The sequence below is a fragment of the Candidatus Margulisiibacteriota bacterium genome, assembly GCA_041658645.1.
In the GTDB taxonomy this organism is placed as follows: domain Bacteria; phylum Margulisbacteria; class WOR-1; order O2-12-FULL-45-9; family XYB2-FULL-48-7; genus JBAZZV01.
Map to the genome: position 1 here is coordinate 15,395 of JBAZZV010000007.1, position 20,744 is coordinate 36,138.

The 20,744-nt window shown below is 48.8% G+C and carries 19 protein-coding genes; all 19 read left to right on the forward strand.

Annotated elements, in window-relative coordinates; all coding sequences use genetic code 11:
* Positions 1-30: 30 nt before the first annotated feature.
* The 19 genes from WC903_06585 (at position 31) to WC903_06675 (ending at position 20,722) form a co-directional block, all read left to right on the forward strand.
* A complete protein-coding gene (locus WC903_06585; GenBank protein ID MFA5893601.1) occupies positions 31-1,026 on the forward strand; it encodes an N-acetylneuraminate synthase family protein in 996 nt (331 codons plus the stop codon).
* 1 nt (position 1,027) lies between these two features.
* Positions 1,028-1,870 (forward strand): NAD-dependent epimerase/dehydratase family protein, encoded by an 843-nt coding sequence (locus tag WC903_06590; protein ID MFA5893602.1) that lies wholly within the window; start codon positions 1,028-1,030, stop codon positions 1,868-1,870.
* Complete coding sequence (locus WC903_06595) at positions 1,867-2,586, forward strand: metallophosphoesterase family protein (GenBank protein ID MFA5893603.1); 720 nt, start codon at positions 1,867-1,869, stop codon at positions 2,584-2,586. Before WC903_06590 ends, WC903_06595 begins: the two co-directional genes overlap by 4 nt.
* Positions 2,573-3,553 carry an ATP-grasp domain-containing protein gene (locus WC903_06600; protein ID MFA5893604.1) on the forward strand — a complete coding sequence of 327 codons (981 nt, stop codon included), beginning with the start codon at positions 2,573-2,575 and terminating at the stop codon, positions 3,551-3,553. The genes WC903_06595 and WC903_06600 overlap by 14 nt, the downstream gene beginning before the upstream one ends.
* Complete coding sequence (locus tag WC903_06605) at positions 3,544-4,611, forward strand: GNAT family N-acetyltransferase (protein ID MFA5893605.1); 1,068 nt, start codon at positions 3,544-3,546, stop codon at positions 4,609-4,611. Before WC903_06600 ends, WC903_06605 begins: the two co-directional genes overlap by 10 nt.
* A gap of 464 nt (positions 4,612-5,075) precedes the next feature.
* Positions 5,076-6,293 carry a hypothetical protein gene (locus tag WC903_06610; protein ID MFA5893606.1) on the forward strand — a complete coding sequence of 406 codons (1,218 nt, stop codon included), beginning with the start codon at positions 5,076-5,078 and terminating at the stop codon, positions 6,291-6,293.
* Between the two features lie 17 nt (positions 6,294-6,310).
* A complete protein-coding gene (locus WC903_06615; GenBank protein MFA5893607.1) occupies positions 6,311-7,000 on the forward strand; it encodes a methionyl-tRNA formyltransferase in 690 nt (229 codons plus the stop codon).
* Positions 6,978-7,733 carry a PIG-L family deacetylase gene (locus WC903_06620; protein MFA5893608.1) on the forward strand — a complete coding sequence of 252 codons (756 nt, stop codon included), beginning with the start codon at positions 6,978-6,980 and terminating at the stop codon, positions 7,731-7,733. The genes WC903_06615 and WC903_06620 overlap by 23 nt, the downstream gene beginning before the upstream one ends.
* Entirely contained in the window at positions 7,705-9,417 is a 1,713-nt protein-coding gene (locus WC903_06625) for a hypothetical protein (protein MFA5893609.1), read from the forward strand. The genes WC903_06620 and WC903_06625 overlap by 29 nt, the downstream gene beginning before the upstream one ends.
* Positions 9,418-9,434: 17 nt before the next feature.
* Positions 9,435-10,379 carry a hypothetical protein gene (locus tag WC903_06630; GenBank protein MFA5893610.1) on the forward strand — a complete coding sequence of 315 codons (945 nt, stop codon included), beginning with the start codon at positions 9,435-9,437 and terminating at the stop codon, positions 10,377-10,379.
* On the forward strand, positions 10,376-12,292 hold the full coding sequence (locus WC903_06635) for a hypothetical protein (protein ID MFA5893611.1): 1,917 nt from the start codon (positions 10,376-10,378) through the stop codon (positions 12,290-12,292). The genes WC903_06630 and WC903_06635 overlap by 4 nt, the downstream gene beginning before the upstream one ends.
* 10 nt (positions 12,293-12,302) lie before the next feature.
* Positions 12,303-13,484 (forward strand): Gfo/Idh/MocA family oxidoreductase, encoded by a 1,182-nt coding sequence (locus tag WC903_06640; protein MFA5893612.1) that lies wholly within the window; start codon positions 12,303-12,305, stop codon positions 13,482-13,484.
* Positions 13,481-14,206, forward strand: a complete 726-nt coding sequence (locus WC903_06645; protein MFA5893613.1) for a hypothetical protein — start codon at positions 13,481-13,483, stop codon at positions 14,204-14,206. Before WC903_06640 ends, WC903_06645 begins: the two co-directional genes overlap by 4 nt.
* Complete coding sequence (locus WC903_06650; protein ID MFA5893614.1) at positions 14,199-15,260, forward strand: methyltransferase domain-containing protein; 1,062 nt, start codon at positions 14,199-14,201, stop codon at positions 15,258-15,260. Before WC903_06645 ends, WC903_06650 begins: the two co-directional genes overlap by 8 nt.
* Positions 15,257-17,083: a carbamoyltransferase N-terminal domain-containing protein gene (locus tag WC903_06655; protein ID MFA5893615.1), complete on the forward strand. Its 1,827-nt coding sequence runs from the start codon at positions 15,257-15,259 to the stop codon at positions 17,081-17,083. Before WC903_06650 ends, WC903_06655 begins: the two co-directional genes overlap by 4 nt.
* Positions 17,076-17,336: a hypothetical protein gene (locus WC903_06660; protein ID MFA5893616.1), complete on the forward strand. Its 261-nt coding sequence runs from the start codon at positions 17,076-17,078 to the stop codon at positions 17,334-17,336. Before WC903_06655 ends, WC903_06660 begins: the two co-directional genes overlap by 8 nt.
* Entirely contained in the window at positions 17,311-18,315 is a 1,005-nt protein-coding gene (locus WC903_06665) for an SGNH/GDSL hydrolase family protein (GenBank protein ID MFA5893617.1), read from the forward strand. Before WC903_06660 ends, WC903_06665 begins: the two co-directional genes overlap by 26 nt.
* Entirely contained in the window at positions 18,312-19,679 is a 1,368-nt protein-coding gene (locus tag WC903_06670; GenBank protein MFA5893618.1) for a glycosyltransferase family 2 protein, read from the forward strand. The genes WC903_06665 and WC903_06670 overlap by 4 nt, the downstream gene beginning before the upstream one ends.
* Complete coding sequence (locus WC903_06675; GenBank protein ID MFA5893619.1) at positions 19,676-20,722, forward strand: Ldh family oxidoreductase; 1,047 nt, start codon at positions 19,676-19,678, stop codon at positions 20,720-20,722. The genes WC903_06670 and WC903_06675 overlap by 4 nt, the downstream gene beginning before the upstream one ends.
* The last annotated feature ends 22 nt before the right edge of the window (positions 20,723-20,744 follow it).

Below are 20,744 nucleotides of genomic sequence, written 5' to 3' on the forward strand. Positions count from 1 at the left end.
GGCCGATTGGTCGGCCAGGGCGAACCGGTTTTGATCATTGCCGAAATAGGCTCTAACCATAATCGAGATTTGAAGACGGCGTTGCGGATGATCGATCTTGCGGCTGAGGCTGGGGTCGATGCGGTCAAATTTCAGACTTACAGTGCTGACACGCTTTATTCAAAATTCACTCCGCGGCTTTCCGAAATGGAGGGCCGCTCAAGAGCGGGCGAAGGGCCATACGAGCTGATAAAAAGACTGGAAATGCCGAGAGAATGGCATAAGGTTCTTAGGCGGAGATGTCGCGAACGGGCCGTCTTGTTTGCCTCATCGCCTTTTGACCTGGCGGCGGTCAAAGAACTGGATCGCTTGAATGTTCCTTTCTTCAAGATTGCCAGCTATGAGACGGATGATTTCCGATTGCTCAAAGCGATCGGTCAGACTGGCAAACCAGTCATTATCTCGACCGGCAATAGCGACTTAAAATTGATTAGGGAAGCGTTGACTGTTTTAAGGAGGTCGGGTAGCCGGGATATTATTCTGCTTCATTGTGTTAGCCAGTATCCGGCCGTTTACCGGGACATTAATTTACGCGCAATCAATACGTTAAAAGAAACGTTCAAATTGCCGATTGGCTTTTCTGATCACACCTTAACCCCGATCTCTTCGATTGCCGCGGTCGCCCTGGGGGCTTGTGTGATCGAAAAGCATATCACCTTGGATAAGAAACAGACCGGTCCCGATCACCCATTTTCTCTGGAGCCAGATGAACTAAGGTCATTTGTGGCCGATCTCAGGAATACGGAGTTACTGCTTGGGGACGGGAAAAAGGTTGTTCTTGATTCTGAAAGAGAAAATTTTCGCCTGGCTCGTCGCAGTTTGCACGCTGTTCATGATATAAAAAGCGGAACGATGATAACGTCGGAAATGTTGACAGTCAAACGACCGGGTTTGGGGATTAAATCGAGAGACGAGCGCAAGGTTATTGGTCGGGTTGCCCGGAGAGATATTAAGGCGGATCAATGGATTACGAAGGACATGATCTGAAATGAAGAGAACAGTTGTCGTGACCGGCGCGGCTGGTTTTCTCGGGAAAGCGGTCAGCCGACGGCTCAAGAAACATGGCTTTCATGTCAGATCGATTGATCGGGTGGCAACCGGTGAAAATGAGGAGTTTGTTGTCGATCTGGCGGATAACGATTTTTTCGCTAAAATTTCACGCCTACCAAAGGCCGACGTTATTGTTCATTTGGCGGCGGTGGTTAATTTTGAAAATATAATGGACGATTTGTTCGTTCCCAATGTTGTGGCAACGGCCGAACTGGCTCGTTGGGCAAAAGCGACGGGGGCGTATTTTGTTTTCGCTTCGTCAATAACTGTGCATGGATTGAGAACGGCGTTGATCAACCAGGCGACCGGGATCGCTCCAGATACGGCCTACGCCCGTAGCAAATGGCTGGGGGAAGAGCTGGTCCGGGCCGCCGGCCTTGAGCACCTGATTCTCCGGATCTCTGGGATCTATGGTCATAATGGGCCGGGGCATCTTGCTTTGAACCGGGCGATCGACCAGGCGATGCTCGGGAACCTTCCGACGTTGGTTGGAGATGGAAAAGCGAAGCGTAATTATGTTTATGTCGATGATCTGGCCGCGACGATTGTTAACGCGATAGATCGTAAAATTATCGGGACACATTTTGCGGCTGGCCCAGTGCCGGTAACCATCGCCGACATGCTGAAGGAAATTTGCGCCGTTTTTTTGCCTGGTCAAAGCCCGATCGGGTTGCCGGGGGAGACGGGGAGCGATCAGATTGTTGAGCCGTCGTCCGAATTGTTGGCTGGCCGAAGTTTTAAGCAAGTTTTAGAAATAATCAAGAGTGGGGGGATGGCGTGAAAATTGCCGTGCTGGGGGATATTCACGGAAATAGTCTGGCCTTGAAGGCGGTGTTGAACGAGATCAGGAATGAGGGGATTGATCGGCTACTTATTGCCGGTGATCTGGTTGGTTATTATTATCATCCCGATGAGGTTTTCGTGGTTTTGTCCGATTTTGATTATGAAATGGTCCAGGGGAATCATGACGAGATGCTGGCGGCTCATTCGGTTTGGGATGACCGGCAAAGAGCTAAGTACAATAGCAAGTACGGATCGGCGTTGAAGAAAGCGGCGGAACAGTTGAGCAACGAGCAGATAAACGTGTTGCAAGCTCTTCCCTGGCGGCGGGAACTTGTTATCGAGGGAAAAAAAATCATCCTTTGCCACGGTTCACCGCTTGATCGTGACGAATATATTTATCCAGATGCGCCAGAAAACGTTTTTGATCGGTCTGTTGCTCAAGGGGAATATGACCTGGTGATCATGGGGCATACCCATTATCCATTGTTGAAAAAAAACAAGGGCGTAACATTCTTGAACCCTGGTTCGGTCGGTCAGCCGCGTGACGGCCGGCCGGGTGCGAGCTGGGCGATCCTAAACACGACCGGATTGGCGGTCGAATTCAGGCTGACCCAATATGACGTTGGGGCGGTCGCGGCGGAAGCGCGCCGAAACGACCCGGAATTGCCGTATCTGTCTCAAGTGTTGATGAAAGGGCAAGATGAAAATAGATAAAGCGGGCCGAATATTATTGACCGGGGTTGGTGGTGATATTGGACAATCGGTGACAGGCTGTTTGCTGGAAACAGAGTATGCGGAACGACTCTGTGGTTGCGATCTTGATCGCTACGCGGCCGGGCGGGCCCTGCTGGATGTCTTTAAAACTGCTCCCTCTGTCTCTGACCGGCAAAGGTACGAAAAGTTCATCTTAAGGTCTATCGCAGAATTGAATCTTAGCCATATTATTCCGCTGACTGAAGGTGAGATCGATTATTTCTCGCTGGAAAAGAGGCGTTTTGAGAAATTAGGTGTTAAGGTCCTGGTGTTGAACAGGAAGATTATTGATAAATTCCTGGATAAATACCTGACCATCGAATATTTGAAGGCCCATGGTTTTAAGGCGCCGCGGACCTATCTGCCCGAAGATTATCGGGGCAACTTATCATTTCCCTTGTTGCTAAAAGATCGGCATAGTTGCGGCGGGAAAGGCTTGGTCCGCGTCGAGGACCAGGCGGCGATGGATTTTTATCTCCGGAGAAATCCGAGATCGATCATTCAGGAGTTGGTTGGAACGGAGGACGAGGAATATACGGTTGCCGTGTTTTCCGATGGGAAAAAGGTTCTTTCCATGGCCTTTAAACGTCAGCTTGGTTATGGCAGCATGACGAAATTCGCCCGATTGGCGGAGGACCCGCGGATCACCAGGCTAGTGACCAGGCTCGCCAGGTTATGTCGTTTGGTCGGGCCGATGAATGTCCAGATGCGCAAGACGAAGGCCGGTTTTTTCCCTTTTGAGATAAATCCGCGTATTTCCAGCACGGTATTTTTTCGGCATCGATTCGGTTTTCATGATGTTAAATGGTGGTTGGACATTAATCATGGTAAAACCGTGGAATATTCCCCCCAATTCAGCTCTGGCGTGGCTGTCCGCACCATTGGCAGTGTTTTTTTTGAATTAAAATCGAGGCCGGAATGCAAGTAGTGCCGTTGACTGAAAACAACCGGACTGACTGGGACAACTTTTGTTGCCAATCAGACGATGCTTGGTTTTGGCATACGATAAAATGGCTTGATTACTGTGTCGTCTACGGCCAGGAAAATTTTGGGACGAACAACCTCTCTTTCCTTGTTAAAGATGACACCGGCCTAATCGCCATCTGTCCGCTGCTCTGTGAAAAAGATCTTTTTGCCGCCAGAGGTGGCGGTCGATATGGGGCGCTTCCCGCGCTAGCCAATGGCCTGTCCGGTAGCCGGCGGGAAAAAGTAATTAAATACATTTTTGAAAAAATCGATGAGCTGGCCGGGGGGGGGTCGATTAAAAAAATATATTTTCGTTCCAGTCCGCTGGCGAAGACCACGATGAAATTCAACTGGCTGGTCAAACTCGGCTATCTTGATGATTCTCTTAATACGGAATTGATTCAGCTTGACCGGCCCATCGATGATATCTGGGCGGCGGTCAGGAAAGGGCATAAGTACGATATTAACCGCGGATCGAAACACTATAAAGTGGATTTCATTGATCGCCATAACGCGGACAAAACCATTTTTGACCAATATCGGTTATTGCATCATAAAGCGGCGGGCCGGGTGACCCGTCCGGTTGAGACTTTTGAAATGATGTATCGCTGGATCAAAGATGGCGAAGGGTTGCTTTGTGGCCTGAGCTTCGAGGGACGATTTGTCGGCTTTTCTTATGTTTGCATCTATAAAAGCGCTGCCTATTACGCCTCGGCCAGTGATGATCCTGATTTTAAAGATGACGTGCCTATTTCCCATGTCATTCAGTGGGAAACGATCAAGTATCTCAAGAACCTGGGCTTCAAGACCTATGAGATCGGCGTTCAGCAATTTGGCCCGCAGTTCAACGATTTGCCGAGCGATAAAGAAGTTAGCATTTCTAATTTTAAACGTGGGTTTGGCGGTGAAACGGTCACATATTATCGGGGAGTGAAATATTTTGACAAAGAATATATGCAGAAAGAATTGTCGACCAAGCTAAACCAGCTCACCCTTGATTATCAGATCGGAGGCAGATAGTGGATTGGACGGATAAATATGATCAGCCTGCGATCGTTGAAAAAACGAATAAATTTATCGATCAAGTGATCGACCGGCTGCACCAGAGTAAAATCGAAGTATTTTCCGGCTTAACCCGCGATGAATTAGCGCTGGTCATCCGTTTTCCGGTGCATGTAGCCACCAATATTTTTGTCGAGCGGCTGTTGCGCCAATATTTGAACCGAGAGATTTATCCGCCGGCTACCAAGGAGAACAAATATTATAACAATACGGTCGAAGCAGTTCAGAGTTATTATTATGATTTTTCCGTCAATTATACGTTGCTTAATCAGATCGCTTCAGTATTTGGCGCGGAAGAGCGGGCCAAAGACGTCATAATGCCAATAACGGTCAAAATCGATCAATCGAGTTTCATATTGCTTAAACTTAGGAACGTGAAAAAATATTTACTCGGCCTCCGGTCCAATATTTTTATGAAATTAATGAAGCCAGTTTATATTTGTGATTATTCTAATTGGATGAGAATGTTCATGCCCGCTTCGCATATTTTTGCCTTTGATTTTAACCCCCGGGTAAAAGAGGTCGATCGGATTACTCGGCGGCAGATTCGCGCCGTATTGACCGAATTATTTTTAATTGAAATTGATGGAATATTATCCGGACTTCATGATCAAGAAAAACAATTCCTGGCCCTGATATATGCGGAATTTGCCGAGCATATTTTGCCGACTAGTCTTGTCGAGGGTTTGCGGCCGAGATTTTCTTATTATCGGGTGCTCCTCAAGGACTGGCCGGTCAGGCAACTACATTCTTTTACCGGGTTTCAATACAATGACAATCTCAAGATATTTGCCGTTTTGGCAAAAAGAGAAAAAGCAATTTTGGTCGGCTATGAGCATGGGATAACAAATTTTATTGTTGACCATCGTGGTTTTAGCAATGAGTTGGTCTTTCTCGATTATTTTTTTTCGTGGGGGGTGAAGAATAGCGATTGGCTGGCCAAGGGCGCGCCTCTTGCCAATTTAAAAATATTTAATTTTGGCAGTCCTTATCTTGGCGAAATAAAAAAATGGGAAAGGAAGGCCGTGAGTCCACCGGTTTTTACCATTTTGTATCCTTCCGGCCCTTTGTTGGATTTTATGGATGATCTTGAGGGAGCGTCACCGGAAAAGAATCGACAGCATCGTTTAAAGGTGTTGATGATGTTAAGGGCAGTACTAAAGCTATTTCCGTCCGCGCAGATTCTTTATAAGCCATTTCCTGGTACCTTTGCCAAAGATCCAATTAAGGACGTCCTTGCTGAAGAATTAGGGCGGGGCCTGGTTAAGATTGTTTATGATAAGCCGATTCATTATTTCAATCAGGTTGATCTGGTGCTCTGGGACACGATCAGCACCGGCTTTGCCGAATCAATGGCGGCTGGCGTGCCGACGATGGTTTTCCATTCTAACGGGGAAAAGCAACAGGCTCTTCCGCTTGGTAAGATGGTCGACGGTGAACTAGAAAAAGCAGGGATCGTATTTTACGATATCGAATCTGGTTTGAATGCATTTAAACGAATTATAAATGACCGGTCCGCTATTTCTCGTTCTGAGAGTAACGCAGTCAAAGTATTCCAAGAGGCGCTGGCTTATCCAGTCAAGCGCACTGAGTTTGTTGGCCAGGTCGAGAAAGCTCTTAACATTAGGATGCAGGGATGAAAAGGAGGAACTATATTGTGGCGACGGTTAAGCCCTGGAACATCAAGCTGGCCGCCGCTTTTGCCAAAAAGAGTGCGGATCCAATGCGGATTATCAGTCGCTATGATGAATTAACCTATCAGAAGATCAATCATGTTGATCCAGAATTGATTTTTTTTCCGCATTGGTCGTGGAAAATACCGGAAGCGATATATAAAAAATGGGAATGCATTGCCTTTCATATGACCGATCTGCCCTTTGGCCGAGGTGGCAGCCCATTGCAGAACTTAATTTCGAGGGGAATATATAAAACTAAAATATCTGCTTTCAGAGTAACTGGGGATTATGATGCAGGGCCCGTTTATTTAAAAGCTGATTTGCGGTTAAAAGGAACCGCCCAAGAAATATTCACTAGGGCGGCAGAAATTATTTTCAATGAAATGATCCCTCATATAATCAAAAAACGGCCGGTGCCACAACCGCAAAGAGGGCCCGTAAAATATTTTAAGCGACGCCAGCCTTCGGAAAGTGATATTTCGAAAATAAAGGGATTGGCGAGTATTTATGACCATATCCGGATGCTTGATGCTGACGGATACCCGTCGGCCTTTTTGGAATCGGGAGGGGCGAGATATGAATTTTCCGGGGCCGAGATGGTTGGCAATATGGTTAAGGCAAGGGTAAAGATTAAAATGATGGTTGCGGATGGTGAGGTTGATAAATCATGAATTCGGGGGGTGGATGATGTTTTTTAGCGCTAAGAACGTTCTGGTCGTTGTTGCTCATCCCGACGACGAGGCCTTCGGTTGCGGGGGAACGATCCTCAAACACGTTCAGGCGGGTGCGGAGGTTAGGCTCATCGCTCTGGCTGATGGGGTGACTTCGAGAGTTTACCGCCACGGCGTGTCCAGAGAGAGTGAGATAAAGAAATACTCTAAGCTCATTTTAAAGAGAAAAAGAGAACTTTTTCGGTCGGCCGCTATCTTGGGGATCAAAAGGAAAAATTGCTACGCGCTTGGACTGGCCGATCAGCGGCTTGACAGCATATCTTTGTTGGATATCGTTAAGGAGATCGAGCGGATCGTGGCCGGGACAGATCCCGACATTATTTATACCCATCACTGGGGAGATATTAACCGTGACCATCGGGTTTGTTGCGAGGCTGTCCTGACCGCTTTCAGACCAAGTAAGGAGCCGGTAAAAAAAAGAGCGGTGTTTTGTTTTGAGATCCCTGGGAACATGGATTGTTTGCCGCCGATTGAAATTAATAAATTCAAGCCAGACAATGTTGTTAATATCTCTTCTTATATCCAAAGTAAAAAAGCGGCCATCAGAACTTATAAGGAAGAACTCAAAGAGTTTCCCAGCCCGCTCTCGCTCAGAGCGGTGGTTGATAATTGCCGGCAAAGAGGCAAGGAGAATAAATACGGGTATGCAGAGGCCTTTGCTAGATTACAATAGGTCGGACTGGACCGGTGAATATGACCAGCGCGAAATAGCCAGCCAAACTGGCCGCTTGGTTGACGAATTGCTGACCGAACTCTATGCGGCCAGAATCGTGACGTCCGGTGACCTGGCCGGCGAAGAATTTCGTTTGCTCTACCGTTTTCCGGTCCATGTGGCCTGCAATTTCTTCGTGGAGAGACTTCTGCGGACGGTAGTGAGCGAAAAGAACAACGAGAGTGGTGAAACTGTGAATATTTCCGCTGATCGATACTATTACTTGAACAGCTTTATTTCTCTTGAAAGATATTACTACGATCAGGATATCAACCGGCAGTTGCTTGGCCGGCTGGCCAAGGCACTTCGCGGGGAAGCAATCGCCCGGACAGGCTCGAGCGCCAAGGCGAAATTGTTCAACCGGTGGAGTGTTGGCGAGCTTTTTAACCCCAAAAAGATCATCAGGCGTTTTCTTGATCGATCTGAGCTTGCCAGGATCAGAAGAAGCAAACCGCGCAAGCTCGCTGATAAGACGGAAAAGATGAAATATCTGCTTGAAGATCGGGAGATGATGATTTTTAATTATCAGCTACCTTCCGTGACGATCAATTTGACCCTTCGGTTCAATATGCGTGACGTCTTTGAGAAAGTATTTATCGCATGGATCAATAATATCTTGCCGAATCTTAATAATTCAACCCGTGATTCATTAGCCATTCTCTTTGCCGATTTTGTTGATCGGGCTCTGCCGGTGGCGGTGGTTGAAGGCCTGCCTGAGACGTTAGCTTATTATTCGCGGCTCCTAATCGGCTGGGATATAAAACAGGTCCACTCCGCAACCGGTTATTATCGTAATGACAATTTTAAGATCTTTGCCTTGCTGGCCAAGCGAAAGAAAGCCTTGTTGATCGGCCATCAGCACGGAGCATCAAACATGATCAGTTCCCGCAAACAAGCGGCCAATGAGTTGGCTTTTCTTGATTATTATTTCGCCTGGGGGAAGAATGATAGTGACTGGCTTAAAGGCGAGGTCCTTCTTCCGAGGTTAAAAACGATTAGTTTCGGCAGCACATACCTAACCGCAATCCCGAAATGGAATAAGCCGGTGATCAACGGGCAGGAGCTTACTCTTTTTTATCCCTCCGGACCGCTGATGGATTTTATGACCGATCTCGAAGAAATTTCCCCTGAAAAAAACCGGGTTCACCGCTTGCAGGTGCTCCAATATCTTAAAGAGTTAAAGCGACTGTATCCGGGACTAAGGGTTTTGTACAAGCCTTTTCCCGGAACCTACGCTAATGACCCGATCAAGGAAGTGTTTGCCGATGAACTGAAAGCCGGGAGTGTTGGGATTGTCAGTCAAAAACCGCATGAGCTGTTTGCCATGGTTGATCTGGTTTTGTGGGATACGGTGAGTACTGGTTTTGCTGAATCTGTCCAGGCGGGAGTGCCAACTTTGGTTTTCCATAATGAATGGGAATGCCTGCAGGCTACCGTGCGCGGGAAGGAGATCGACCGTGAATTGGCCGCGGCGGGGATTATTTTTTATGAAGCGTCGGCCGGCTTAAGGTCGTTCAAGATGATCGTTGATGATAACCGCGAATTCCTAAACAAAGGTCGTCTGCCGATCAGAAAGTTCCAGGCGGAAGTCGCCTGGCCGGTTAGCCGCCAAGAATTTTTTGAGCAGGCAAAGGCCATATTATGATCAAATTGTGGAGAGATATGGCCGTACAAAATCCGGGACTGGGAAATTTCCCGCTTAGGAATATTTTTCCCAGCGGCCGGCAGGCGCTTAGCCAAGCGCTCACTGAAGCGGGGCTTGACCGCGGCGATCGCGTTGCCATCCCGGAGTGGAGCTCCCAATGCGTGATCAACGCGGTGGGGGCGTATGCCATGCCTATTCCCATTAACGAGGTGATCGCCGGGGAGATCAAATGTGCTGGTGTTTTGGTGTATGAACAATGGGGGTGGCCGTTGTCGGCGGGGGTATTGGGGGAATTGGAAGCCCGTTTTACCGGCGCGGTCTTCATCAAAGACATGGTTGACTCGGCTCATTATTTTGCGGACAAGCTCAATGCGGCCAAAAACTTTAAAACTATTATCCGGGTACTAAGCTTGTCGAAATTGCTTGGTGTTACTGGGGGAGGGCTGGCGACCGTGAACGATCGACCACTGGCTTTTGAGCCCGAAGAGGGCTCGGTCAAGCTCATGGCTGCCTTGGTAAAACAAGGTTTAGTGGGCGAAGATCCTTACGGTCAAATTAACACGATCCTTAAAAGCCAGGTCAAGGCGCTTGATCCTCATCTCACAAAATGGTTGTCCGAGAATGACGTTACGGCCGCGGTCAAGATCGAACTTGCCGCTCGTCAGCGCAATCTAGCGGCATTATTAAAATCTCCGCTGAGCAGTGAGTGGCCGGTTTGGATGAAAAGGGCGGTGGAAGCTGGTGCCGGGCCTGGCATTGCTCCTTTGTTAAGAGGGGCTCCAGAACCGGTCATCAAAGGGAAGCAGGCCGTTCTGCTTTCGGAACATGGGGTCGAGACCAGTCTTTATCATTTTAATTGGTCCGGCGATCCTTTGAACCCAGCCTATGAAAAGTGTTTGGCCTTTCCAGTTCATGGGCTAGTCGAAGATATTGCCAAAAAATTGGAGTTTATCAAACCGTGAATAAAAACCAATTATTGATCATCGAGGATATGAACGAAGCAAAACAGGCGCTCCGGGAGCTTGAACTGAACGATTGGTCGGTCTTGGCGCTTAACCCGAATATCAGGTCATTTTTGGCGCAGAATAATATTATCAGTCTTGATACATCGGATATTATTGACACGGCTTCCTTTCAACTGGTGATGGAAAAGTGCGCTGAGATCGAGTCGTCCCTAAGGGGAGAGCTAGACAAAAGCAAGGGGAGGCGACCAGAAGATTGGTTTGTTAATGCCAGTTTTTACTATCTGGTTCTGATCTGGCGGCACCTCCTTTGGAATATCGAATTATTAGATAAGTGTTTAGCCCAAAATAGCTATTCACAAATTGCGGCTTTCAAACATAAATCGGAAGTGACTCTTTCCCCCTGGGTCGAAGACAACCAGCTTTATCTGGGACGGCTAGCGGAAAAAATGTGTACTATGAGAGCGATCGGCTTTGTGCCGCTAAAACTGTCGCCCTGGACAGTCCAACCTATGGCTGAAAAGTTTGGCCAAAGTCGATTCAATTTGGCCTGCAATTGGGTTAGTTCGCAAGTGCTGAAATTGGCGGCCGCGCTCCTAAAAAGGAGAAGGACCCTGTTGGTGCCAAGTTTTAAATATAACCTTGACCGTGTCTGTGACGATCTGCGCAAGGAGGAAAACGGATTGGCGGTCGGCGGATTCTATAACGGGCGCGAGGGCTTGATGGAAGTTGTCCAGGCCTTGGGGATATTGGTTTCCGTCTTGGTTAAACGAAAGATCAAAGATCGCGCGACCGGTTATCCGCTCGATTTTATTTTTCCCATTAAGACGTTTGCCCGGGCGAACATCGGTTCGTATGAGAAAGAAGCGCCAAAAGAATATTCTGAGAATATTATGGGTTTCTTCGGGAAGAATAATGACGTCTTGACTTATATGGGAGTGAATATATCCGGGATCTTAACGGAAAAGATCAGATCCGACCTCGCGCCGTATCTGCTGGGAGTGCATTATCTGGCTTTCGGCTTGGAGAAAGCGCTGGAGGCGATCAGACCGACATACGTGATCTCGCAAATGAACTTGGAAGTTTATGGCGCTTTGGGAGAGATAACGAAAAAATTTAATATCCCCTCTGTGCTGATCAGCCATGGCTCACATGTTTTGCACACTGAAAAATACGCGGCTAGAGAGCATGAGCAGCTGGCGAAAAACATTTTGGTCGGACATTACCGATATTCGGCAGTTCAGTCGCCTCATGCCGGGACGCTGGCTCTTAAAATGCTCGCTGATCCCGACCGCCTGGTAAATATCCAGCCGACCCTCTGGGGAAGGCGGATTGAAAAAGCGAACCCAGCTGAACGGTCGCAACTGACGGTCGTTCACGCCGGGACCTTTAAGATGCGGCATAACCGCCGCTATATTTACGAAACTGCCGATGAATACGTCAAAGCTCTTCAGGAGTTGGCCGCGGCCGTTGCGGGGCGGCCAAGGATCAAGCTGATCGTCAAGTTCCGGCAAAATGATTACGAGCTGACGCTCGAAGCGTTGAAGCGCTATCTCCCCCCAGCGGATAATGTCATAATTGAAACAGAAAGATCCTTTCTTGACGTCCTGGCGGAGGCCGACCTGATCGTTAGTTTTTCCTCGACTACGATCGAAGAGGCCTTAAGCAATAAAGTCCCAGTCCTCCTTTATGGCGGGGAAGGGAGATACGCCCACATTCCCGGTGAGCCTTTCAGCGGCGAGATCGGAAAAGCGGTCCTCTTTGTCCCGGACCGGATAGCGCTCCAGCAATACTTTGACCGGCTGGACGAAGCCGGCCTGGATTTTAAAGTGCCGGCAAAGGAATTCCAGCGGCATCGTTTTGGCGCGAACGAGACGGTCGACTTTCCCGCCTGGTTATTAAAACAAAAATAGGAGCGGTAAAATGGAAAAAAATAAAAGTTTAAAGGTGCTGATCGTTGGGGCCGGCATGTACGTCTGCGGTCGGGGGACAACCGGCTACGGAACGATCTTGCCCGCTCTTTTTCAGGCTCAAAAGGATGGCTGGGAGCTTGAGGTGAAGGTCGCGGCGACAAGTGCGGGCAGTGTCAAAGCGCTAAGAGCAAAACTCGCCGCCTTACGGAAGATCTTTGGTTTTGGGCTGGATGTGGAATGTTTTCCAAAAGGGAAGAGCCGGGACCCACAGGCTTACCAGCAGCCGCTCAAGGACGGTTGGTGGCCCGATTGTGCCATTGTTTCGGTGCCGGATCATCTCCATTTTGCGATCACGGCTAACTTGCTGAGGAGGAGTATCCCCTGCCTGGTCGTTAAACCGCTCGCTCCGACGCTGCGTGAGGCCAAGGAACTCGTCAAGCTTCAGCGCGCCAAAAATGTTTATGGCGCGGTCGAGTTCCACAAGCGCTATGACCGTTCGAATTTAAAGCTGAAAGAAGCGATCGGCTCAGGGAAGATCGGCGATCCGCTTTACTTTATTGTCGAATACAGCCAGCGAAAAAACATCCCGCTGGGGGTCTTTAAAAGCTGGGCGACCAAGAGTAATATTTTCCAATATCTCGGCGTCCATTACGTCGATATTATCTATTTCGCCACCCGGGCTCTGCCGCAACGGGTCATGGCCGTCGGCCAGAAGAATTTTCTTCGGGCCAAAGGGGTCGATACTTACGATTCGATCCAATGTTTGATCGAATGGAAAAGTTCGAACGGTCGCCGGTTCACCAGCGCGATCCTGGTCAATTGGATCGATCCCGAGGGGACATCGGCGATGTCCGATCAGAAGATCAAAGTGATCGGGACAAAAGGGCGCTATGAAGCGGACCAGAAAAAACGGGGGATCTGTCTGGTGACCGACGCGGCCGGGATCGAAGAACCGAATCCTGATTTCTCGGCTTTTTACGCGAATGGGGAGGGCGAAACGACCTTTCGCGGTTATGGGGTTGAGAGTATTCTCCAGTTCGTAAGCGATGTTCGCGGAATTATTGATGGAGAAACTTCGCCGGAGAAATTGGAAGGGAAAAGGCCGACTTTCTCGGAAGCGCTGGTTTCGACCGCGGTGGTCGAAGCGGCCAATCAGAGCCTGAAACGTAATGGAGCCTGGGTAAATTTATGACCGGCAAGGAAAAAATAGTCGCGATGATCCCGGCCAGAATGGGGAGTACCCGTCTGGCCAAAAAGAACTTAGCCCTGATCAACGGGCAACCGATGATCTATTACCCGATCGCGGCGGCCAAAAAATCCGGTGTATTTGATAAAATAATATTGAATTCGGAAAACGAGGTTTTTGCCGGGATTGCTGAAAGGTACGGGGTAGAATTTTACCACCGCCCGGAAAAGTTGGGGAGCTCCGAGGCCAAGTCCGACGATGTTGTTTTTGATTTTATGGAACATCATCCGGCCGACATCACTGTCTGGGTTAATTCAACTTCGCCGCTGCAGAGCGGGGAAGAGGTCCGTGCTGTCGTCCGTTATTTTCAAGAAAAGAAACTGGATGGTCTGATCACGGTGCGGGAGGAGCAGGTGCATTGTCTGTATGACGGACAGCCGCTCAATTTCCAGGAAGACGGTCTATTTGCCAGGACTCAGGATTTAATACCGGTCCAGCGTTTTGTTTATTCCGTGATGATGTGGCGCAATAAGACTTTTCAAAAGACATATAAAGAAAAAGGCTATGCCCTGTTTTGCGGCAAAATGGGTTATTATCCGGTTAGTAAAGAGTCAGCTCTGATTATTAAGACCGAAGACGATCTGAAAATGGTGGAGGCGCTTCTGGTCGGTAAAGAAAAACTTGGTAATTATGATCTGCGCTATGACGAGGTTGCTGGGGATGCTTGAAAAGAAACTCGCCTTGCTGTCGAACCGATTTAAGGCTAACGGACGTCCGCTCTACCGGGAAAGTCGGATCACCAGAGCGGCGGCTGGGGTGGTCGGGGAAGCGCTAAAAAATGGGGAGATCGAACGGCTGGCTTTTGCCGCCTGTCCCTTATGTCAAGCAACAAAAGTAACGGTTGTCGCTTTAAAAGACCGGCTCGGTTTGCCCCTGGAAACCGTGATCTGCGACAACTGCGGGCTAGTTTTCTCCTCCGCCTATTTCAGTGATAAGGGGGCAGATCGCTATTACGCTAAATATTGCAATCAACTGAAGAATGACGGGCGGAGCGCTGCCCGGATGTTTGCCGATCGTACCGCTCCGGGGGCGTATGCCTGGAAAAGATTTCAATGGATAAAAGACGCGCTGGGCGAAGGTTTTAAAAAGACAGGTGTCGTCATGGAGGTTGGCTGCAACGATGGCTGTAATCTTTATCCTTTCCATCAGGCCGGCTGTCAGGTTTACGGTTGCGACTTTGACGAAGACAGGCTGGGAGCGGGGAGAGCGGCCGGAATGGAGCTTTTATCCGGTGGGATCGAATCGCTCCAGAAGCTGTCGTTGAAGGCCGATCTGCTGATCTTTTCCCACTGTCTTGAGCATATGCCGGATGTTGATCTGGCTTTGCAGCAGGCGAAAGAACTGATCACTCCGACCGGCAGCATTTATATTGAAGTCCCGGGGGTAAAACATTGGAGCCGAACGCGGGCTGATAAAATATCCGACGAATGGCTGGTCAGCGGCAACGATTTCTTGTCGTTTTTACAGCTCGAACATAATTTTTGTTTTGAATTGAGGACATTAAAGGAATTCACCAAGCGGAATGGCCTGACCGCGGTTAAAGCTGATGAATTTATTCGTGCTATATTCAAAAGAAACGATGAGCTCGCGAGCGAAACTCCCGGCAAGGTCAACCGGGGAGAAGAAACCCAGGATTATTTAATAGCAGTCGAGAGGGATTGGCGAAGGAGTAATCCTGTTTGGTTAAGAATTCTTCGTACGTTATTAAGGGGTTTTAGATGAATAAAAAACCATTAGTCCTAGGGATATCGGCGTTTTTTCATGATTCAGCGGCGGTGCTTGTTGAAGACGGTGAAATAATCTCGGCCGTCCAGGAAGAGCGCTTTACCCGAACTAAATTTGACAGTTCCTTCCCGGTGAACGCCATTAATTTTTGTTTTGAACAACGAGGCGTGGGAGCGGCAGAGATCGATACAATTGCCTTTTATGATGAACCACAACTTAAACTGGATCGGTTAATTGAAACGCTGACCGCTTTCGCACCGTTAAGAGTTAAAGCTAATGCGGGGAAAGTTCGTGATTTCCTGGCCAGGAAATATTTTCTCGAAGAGATCATCGCCACTAAGCTGCCGGCTTTCAAGGGCGAGATTTTTGTTTCCCGTCACCATCTCAGCCATGCTGCTTCGGCCTTTTACCCGTCACCATTCGAGAAAGCGGCTATCATTGTGGTAGATGCGATGGGTGAATGGTCTTGCTCAAGCATTGGCCTGGGCGAAGGGGCTAAGATAGAACTGCTCAAAGAACAGCGTTTCCCCCATTCCGTCGGCCTTCTTTATAGTGCCTTTACCCAATTCCTGGGTTTTAAGGTGAACTCCGGTGAATATAAGGTGATGGGACTCGCCCCGTATGGCACGCCAAAATACGCCAATTTGATCAAAGACAAATTGGTTGAGATAAATGATGATGGTTCGATAAAGCTGAATACGGAATATTTTGATTTTATGACCGGACGAAGGATGATCAGCCGAAATTTCCAGCGGTTGTTTAACGCGCCTGAGAGACGGCCGGAAGGGCCGCTGACGGAACGGGATGCCGATGTTGCGAGTTCGATTCAAAAAGTGGTTGAAGAGATAATGGGAAAGATCGTCAGGCAGGCGGTCAGGCTTACCGGGCAGAAAAAAGTGGCCATGGCTGGTGGTGTTGCCTTGAATTGTGTTGTTAATGGTAAATTATTGAAATCTGATATTGTTGAGGATCTATGGATACAGCCCGCTGCCGGCGATGCCGGAGGAGCGCTAGGCGCCGCCCTGTTGGCTCATTATAATCTGTTTGGCAGAGAACGAAAGGCCGATGGGAAAAATGACTCGCAGAAGGGATCATTTTTGGGGCCGGCTTTTTCCGGAGAAACGATCAAAAAAATTCTTGATCTGCACGGTTTTGTTTATGATGAAGTCGGCGAAAGTGAATTGCCGGCTCGCCTCTGCAATTTAATTGCTGGCGGCAAGGTGATCGGCATCTTCCAAGGAAAGATGGAATTTGGACCGCGGGCGCTGGGTGCCCGGAGCATAATCGGCGACGCGCGCGATCCTGACATGCAAAAAAAGATGAATTTGAAGATAAAATACCGGGAATCATTTCGACCGTTTGCCCCGGTTGTTCTGGCGGAAGAAGCGGCAGAGTGGTTTGAGATCAAGACAGAAAGCCCTTATATGCTTATTACGGCTCAGGTGGCTGCGGCAAAGCTGGTTCCTGGATATGATAATGACCGATCCGGTATCGGCTCAATAAACAAAGTCAGGTCGATAATCCCGGCAGTGACCCATGTTGATTGTTCGGCTAGGGTCCAAACAGTCGACAGGCAAAGGGGGCCATATTTGCATAGACTTTTGGAGGCATTTAAGGGAAAGACCGGGTGTCCTGTTATGGTCAATACCTCTTTTAATGTCCGCGGCGAGCCGATCGTTGGCGCGCCAATCGATGCTTTGCGTTGTTTTATGAACACCGAGATGGATTATTTGGTCTTGGAACGGTTCATTTTAGACAAACAAAAGCAGAAAAAGCAATTGATCGAAAGTGAATTCAAGGCAGGATTGTCATTTGATTAACAAATCGTTCCTGGGGGTAAAAGCGGAGCAGGTTCATGCTAAATGGGGAAGGGCCGGCTTGCTTTGGTGGTTGGGTTTAGCCGGGATCATCAGTCTTATTTCACGGCAGCAGCGGAATAAGCTCTTTGCTTCCGGTTGGAAAGAGCCCTTTGATAAAGACACGTTCAGGCTAACCAGGCCGAGAATAAGCGATAAGAACGTTTTGATCGAAACCGGAGGAGCTGTCGATGAAGACATTTATCCGTTGGCTTAGTTGGTTTGTTTCGGTCGTGAAAAGAGAGATCAGGCTCTTGCGGGCGCCTAACCTCAAGAAATTGATCGTTTATTCCGGCCATGACCAATCTGGTATCGGCAAACATTATATTTACGCTCCCCATCCGATGACAAATTGGGCCTTGAACCCTGGCTATGAGAACAGGTCGGGAATGAAACTGCATACGGTCGAAGGGTTCAGGAAAACTGATGAGGCTGACTCGGTCATCAAATCTTTTGCGGTGGCCGCCGGAAAACAGAAAATATATTGCTTTGGTGGCAGCACAACTTATTGCACAGGCCTGTATGAATTAAACAGCCCATGGCCAAGCCGGCTGGCAATATCTAATGATTGTGTTGTTGCCAATGCGGGTGTCGGTGGCTGGAATACGCTCCAAAGTTTGACCAGGCTGATCAGCTGGGCGCCTCTGCTTAAGCCGAATCTTATAATTGTCTATCAGTCGAAGAATGACCTGACGCCGCTTTATAATGGGGAACCTTCGGAAGAGTGGGCTTTTCCTGATTATGCCAATTTGATGGGTCAGTTCTCAAGCGCGGTCTTCAAGCGGGGAGTATTCGACTCAAGGCGCTGCTGGCAGGCGAATGGCGGACTAACTTCAGTTTACGGCAACAAGGTGACCTTCCCAGAAAAAGGTTTGGCTCGCTGCAACCGCGATTATGAAGCGGCTATTGAGATGCGTTATGAAGGCATCTGTAACGTTGGCAATATATTGGGGGCAAAAGTAGTTTTCGTTCCGGAAATTATCCAGGGTGGGCCATATTATGCATACATGAGGAAACTGCATGTGATAATGAAGTTGGTTGTGGCAAAGCACCCTCATTCGTTCTTTGTCGATCTAAATGGAGCATTGCCGTTCAACGAAAAGTATTTTTTGGATAAAATGCATTTTACCGAGTTGGGTTGTTGCCTTTTTTCCGAAGTTTTGTCAAAATCATTAAAGGAAAAGGGGCTGTTATGAACAACAAAAATATTTCGATAATTATCCGTTCCTATAACGAGGAAAAATGGATCGGCGCCTGCCTGCAGGCGGTCTTCAAGCAGGATTATCAGGACTTCGAGGTGATCCTGGTCGACAATAAGAGCAGTGATCAGACCGTTAAAAAAGCCCAGGCCTTCCCGGTCAAAATCGTCTCGATCGACGACTTCCTGCCGGGCAAGGCGATCAATATCGGGATAAAAAATTCGAGCGGCAACTATATCGTCTGCCTCTCCGCCCATTGCATCCCGGTCGACAGCCGCTGGCTGGGGAACCTCCTCCGCAACTTTAGCGACGATACAGTGGCCGGAGTTTACGGGCGGCAGGAGCCGATGTCTTTTACCCCAGACACCGATAAGCGCGACCTGATAACGGTTTTCGGTCTGGACAAGAAGGTTCAGCTCAAAGACAGTTTTTTCCACAACGCTAACAGCATGATCCGCCGGGATATCTGGGAAAAAATACCGTTCGATGAGAAGATTTCCAATATTGAAGATCGGCTTTGGGCGAGGGATATCCTCAAAGCCGGCTATAAGATCATCTATGAGCCGGAAGCGAGTGTCTATCATTGGCATGGGATCCACCAGAACCAGAACAAAGAACGTTGTACCAACGTGGTCAAGATCATCGAGAATCTAAATGGCGAGGATGGCCGCCGCTTCAATCACCTGCAACTCAAAGACCTTAATATTGTTGCCTTGGTCCCGGTCAAAGGTGAAAGTTTTTCACTGGGAGGCCGGCCATTGCTGGAATACACGGTTAACAGCGCTAAAGAGTCCCAATTTGTCAAACAGACAATCGTGTACACCGATTCAGAAGAACACGCCGACCTGGCGAAGAAATTAGGCGCCAGCGTCCCCTTTATGAGGGACAGCTCCCTCTCCGCGGAGCATGTGGGCCTCGAAAGCGTTTTTCAACACGCGGTCATGGCCATGGAGAACAAGGGGATAATGGCGGATATTATTGTCACCTTAGAGGTCACTTTCCCTTTCCGTCCCAAAGGGTTTCTTGACCAGTTGATCATGCGGTTGGTTAAAGAGGGGTTGGACAGCGTGGTCGCGGCCAGAACGGAATTTGGTTCCTGTTGGGTCAAGGAAGCTGATGGTTTGAAGCAGGTTGATGCCGGTTTTGTTCCGAGAAAATTCAAGGAGCCCGTCTATATCAGCATCAAAGGTCTGGCCTGCGCGACCCATCCGCTGTTTTTAAGAGAAGGGCGGCTCCTGGGAGAAAAGGTCGGTATTGTTGAAGTCAATGACCCCTATGCTCCGCTCGAGGTCCGGGATGAGGCAGGGTTGCGGTTGGCCGAACAGTTGGTAAAAAATTGGTCGGAAAGGAAAAACCAATGAAAGAAAGACTGGTTCCCGATAAAAAAATTAAAGAATTGTTTTTGAGCATTTTAGCGAAAGAAAATGTCCGGGCTGATGTTGCCGGGTTTTTAGTTGAAGGGATAGTCCAGGCTTCCTTGCGGGGGGTCGATTCTCATGGGATCAGATTGTTCCCTCATTATCTGCAAGGCTTTATCCACGGCCGGTTGAACAGAGAGCCGAAATATGATTTTAAACTGACCGCCCCTTCAACCGGCAAACTTGACGGCGATCATGCCCCCGGCCACGCGGCCGGGGCCGAAGGAATGTTGAAAGCGATTGGGATCGCCCGGACGAACGGGATCGGCGCGGTCGCCGTCCACAATTCCAGCCATTTTGGCGCGGCGGCCTATTATGCCCACCTGGCGGCCCGGGAAGAGATGATCGGCTTAAGTTTTACCCACGCGACCGCCCATGTCCTTCCTTACGGCGGCTTGCGGCCGTTCCTGGGGAATAATCCGATCTGCCTGGTCGCGCCGTGCGAGGGGGAAGAGCCGTTTTGTCTGGACATGGCGACAACAGTAACAAACTTCAATAAGGTCCAGCAATATAAGGAACAAGGAAAGCAAATGCCGCCCGGCTGGGGAGTGGATGAAAATGGTGACGAGACAACTGATCCGAACAAACTAAGCAGTCTCCTGCCGATCGGCGGGTATAAAGGGTTCGGCTTGAGCATGATGGTCGAGATCCTCTGCGGCCTTTTGACCGGCGCTCCCTATGGCCAAAACGTCAGCCGGATGTTCGGCACGCCGCTAAGTGATAAACGACGGCTGGGTCACTTTTTTATGGCGATCAGGATCGATGCTTTTGAGGAGCCGAAAGTCTTCAAAAAGCGGCTAAAAACAATGATGGATGAACTCCGCCGGGAACCGGCGAAGGACAAGAATTTTCCGGTCATGGCTCCGGGTGATCCGGAAAAGCGCTGTTTTGCGGAGCGCTCCTTGAAGGGGATTCCTGTTCCGGAAATACTGGCAAAGGAATTAATAACTTTGGCCGAAAAACACCAATTGACAAGTTTTGACTAGATATTTGACCTCTTGACAAACT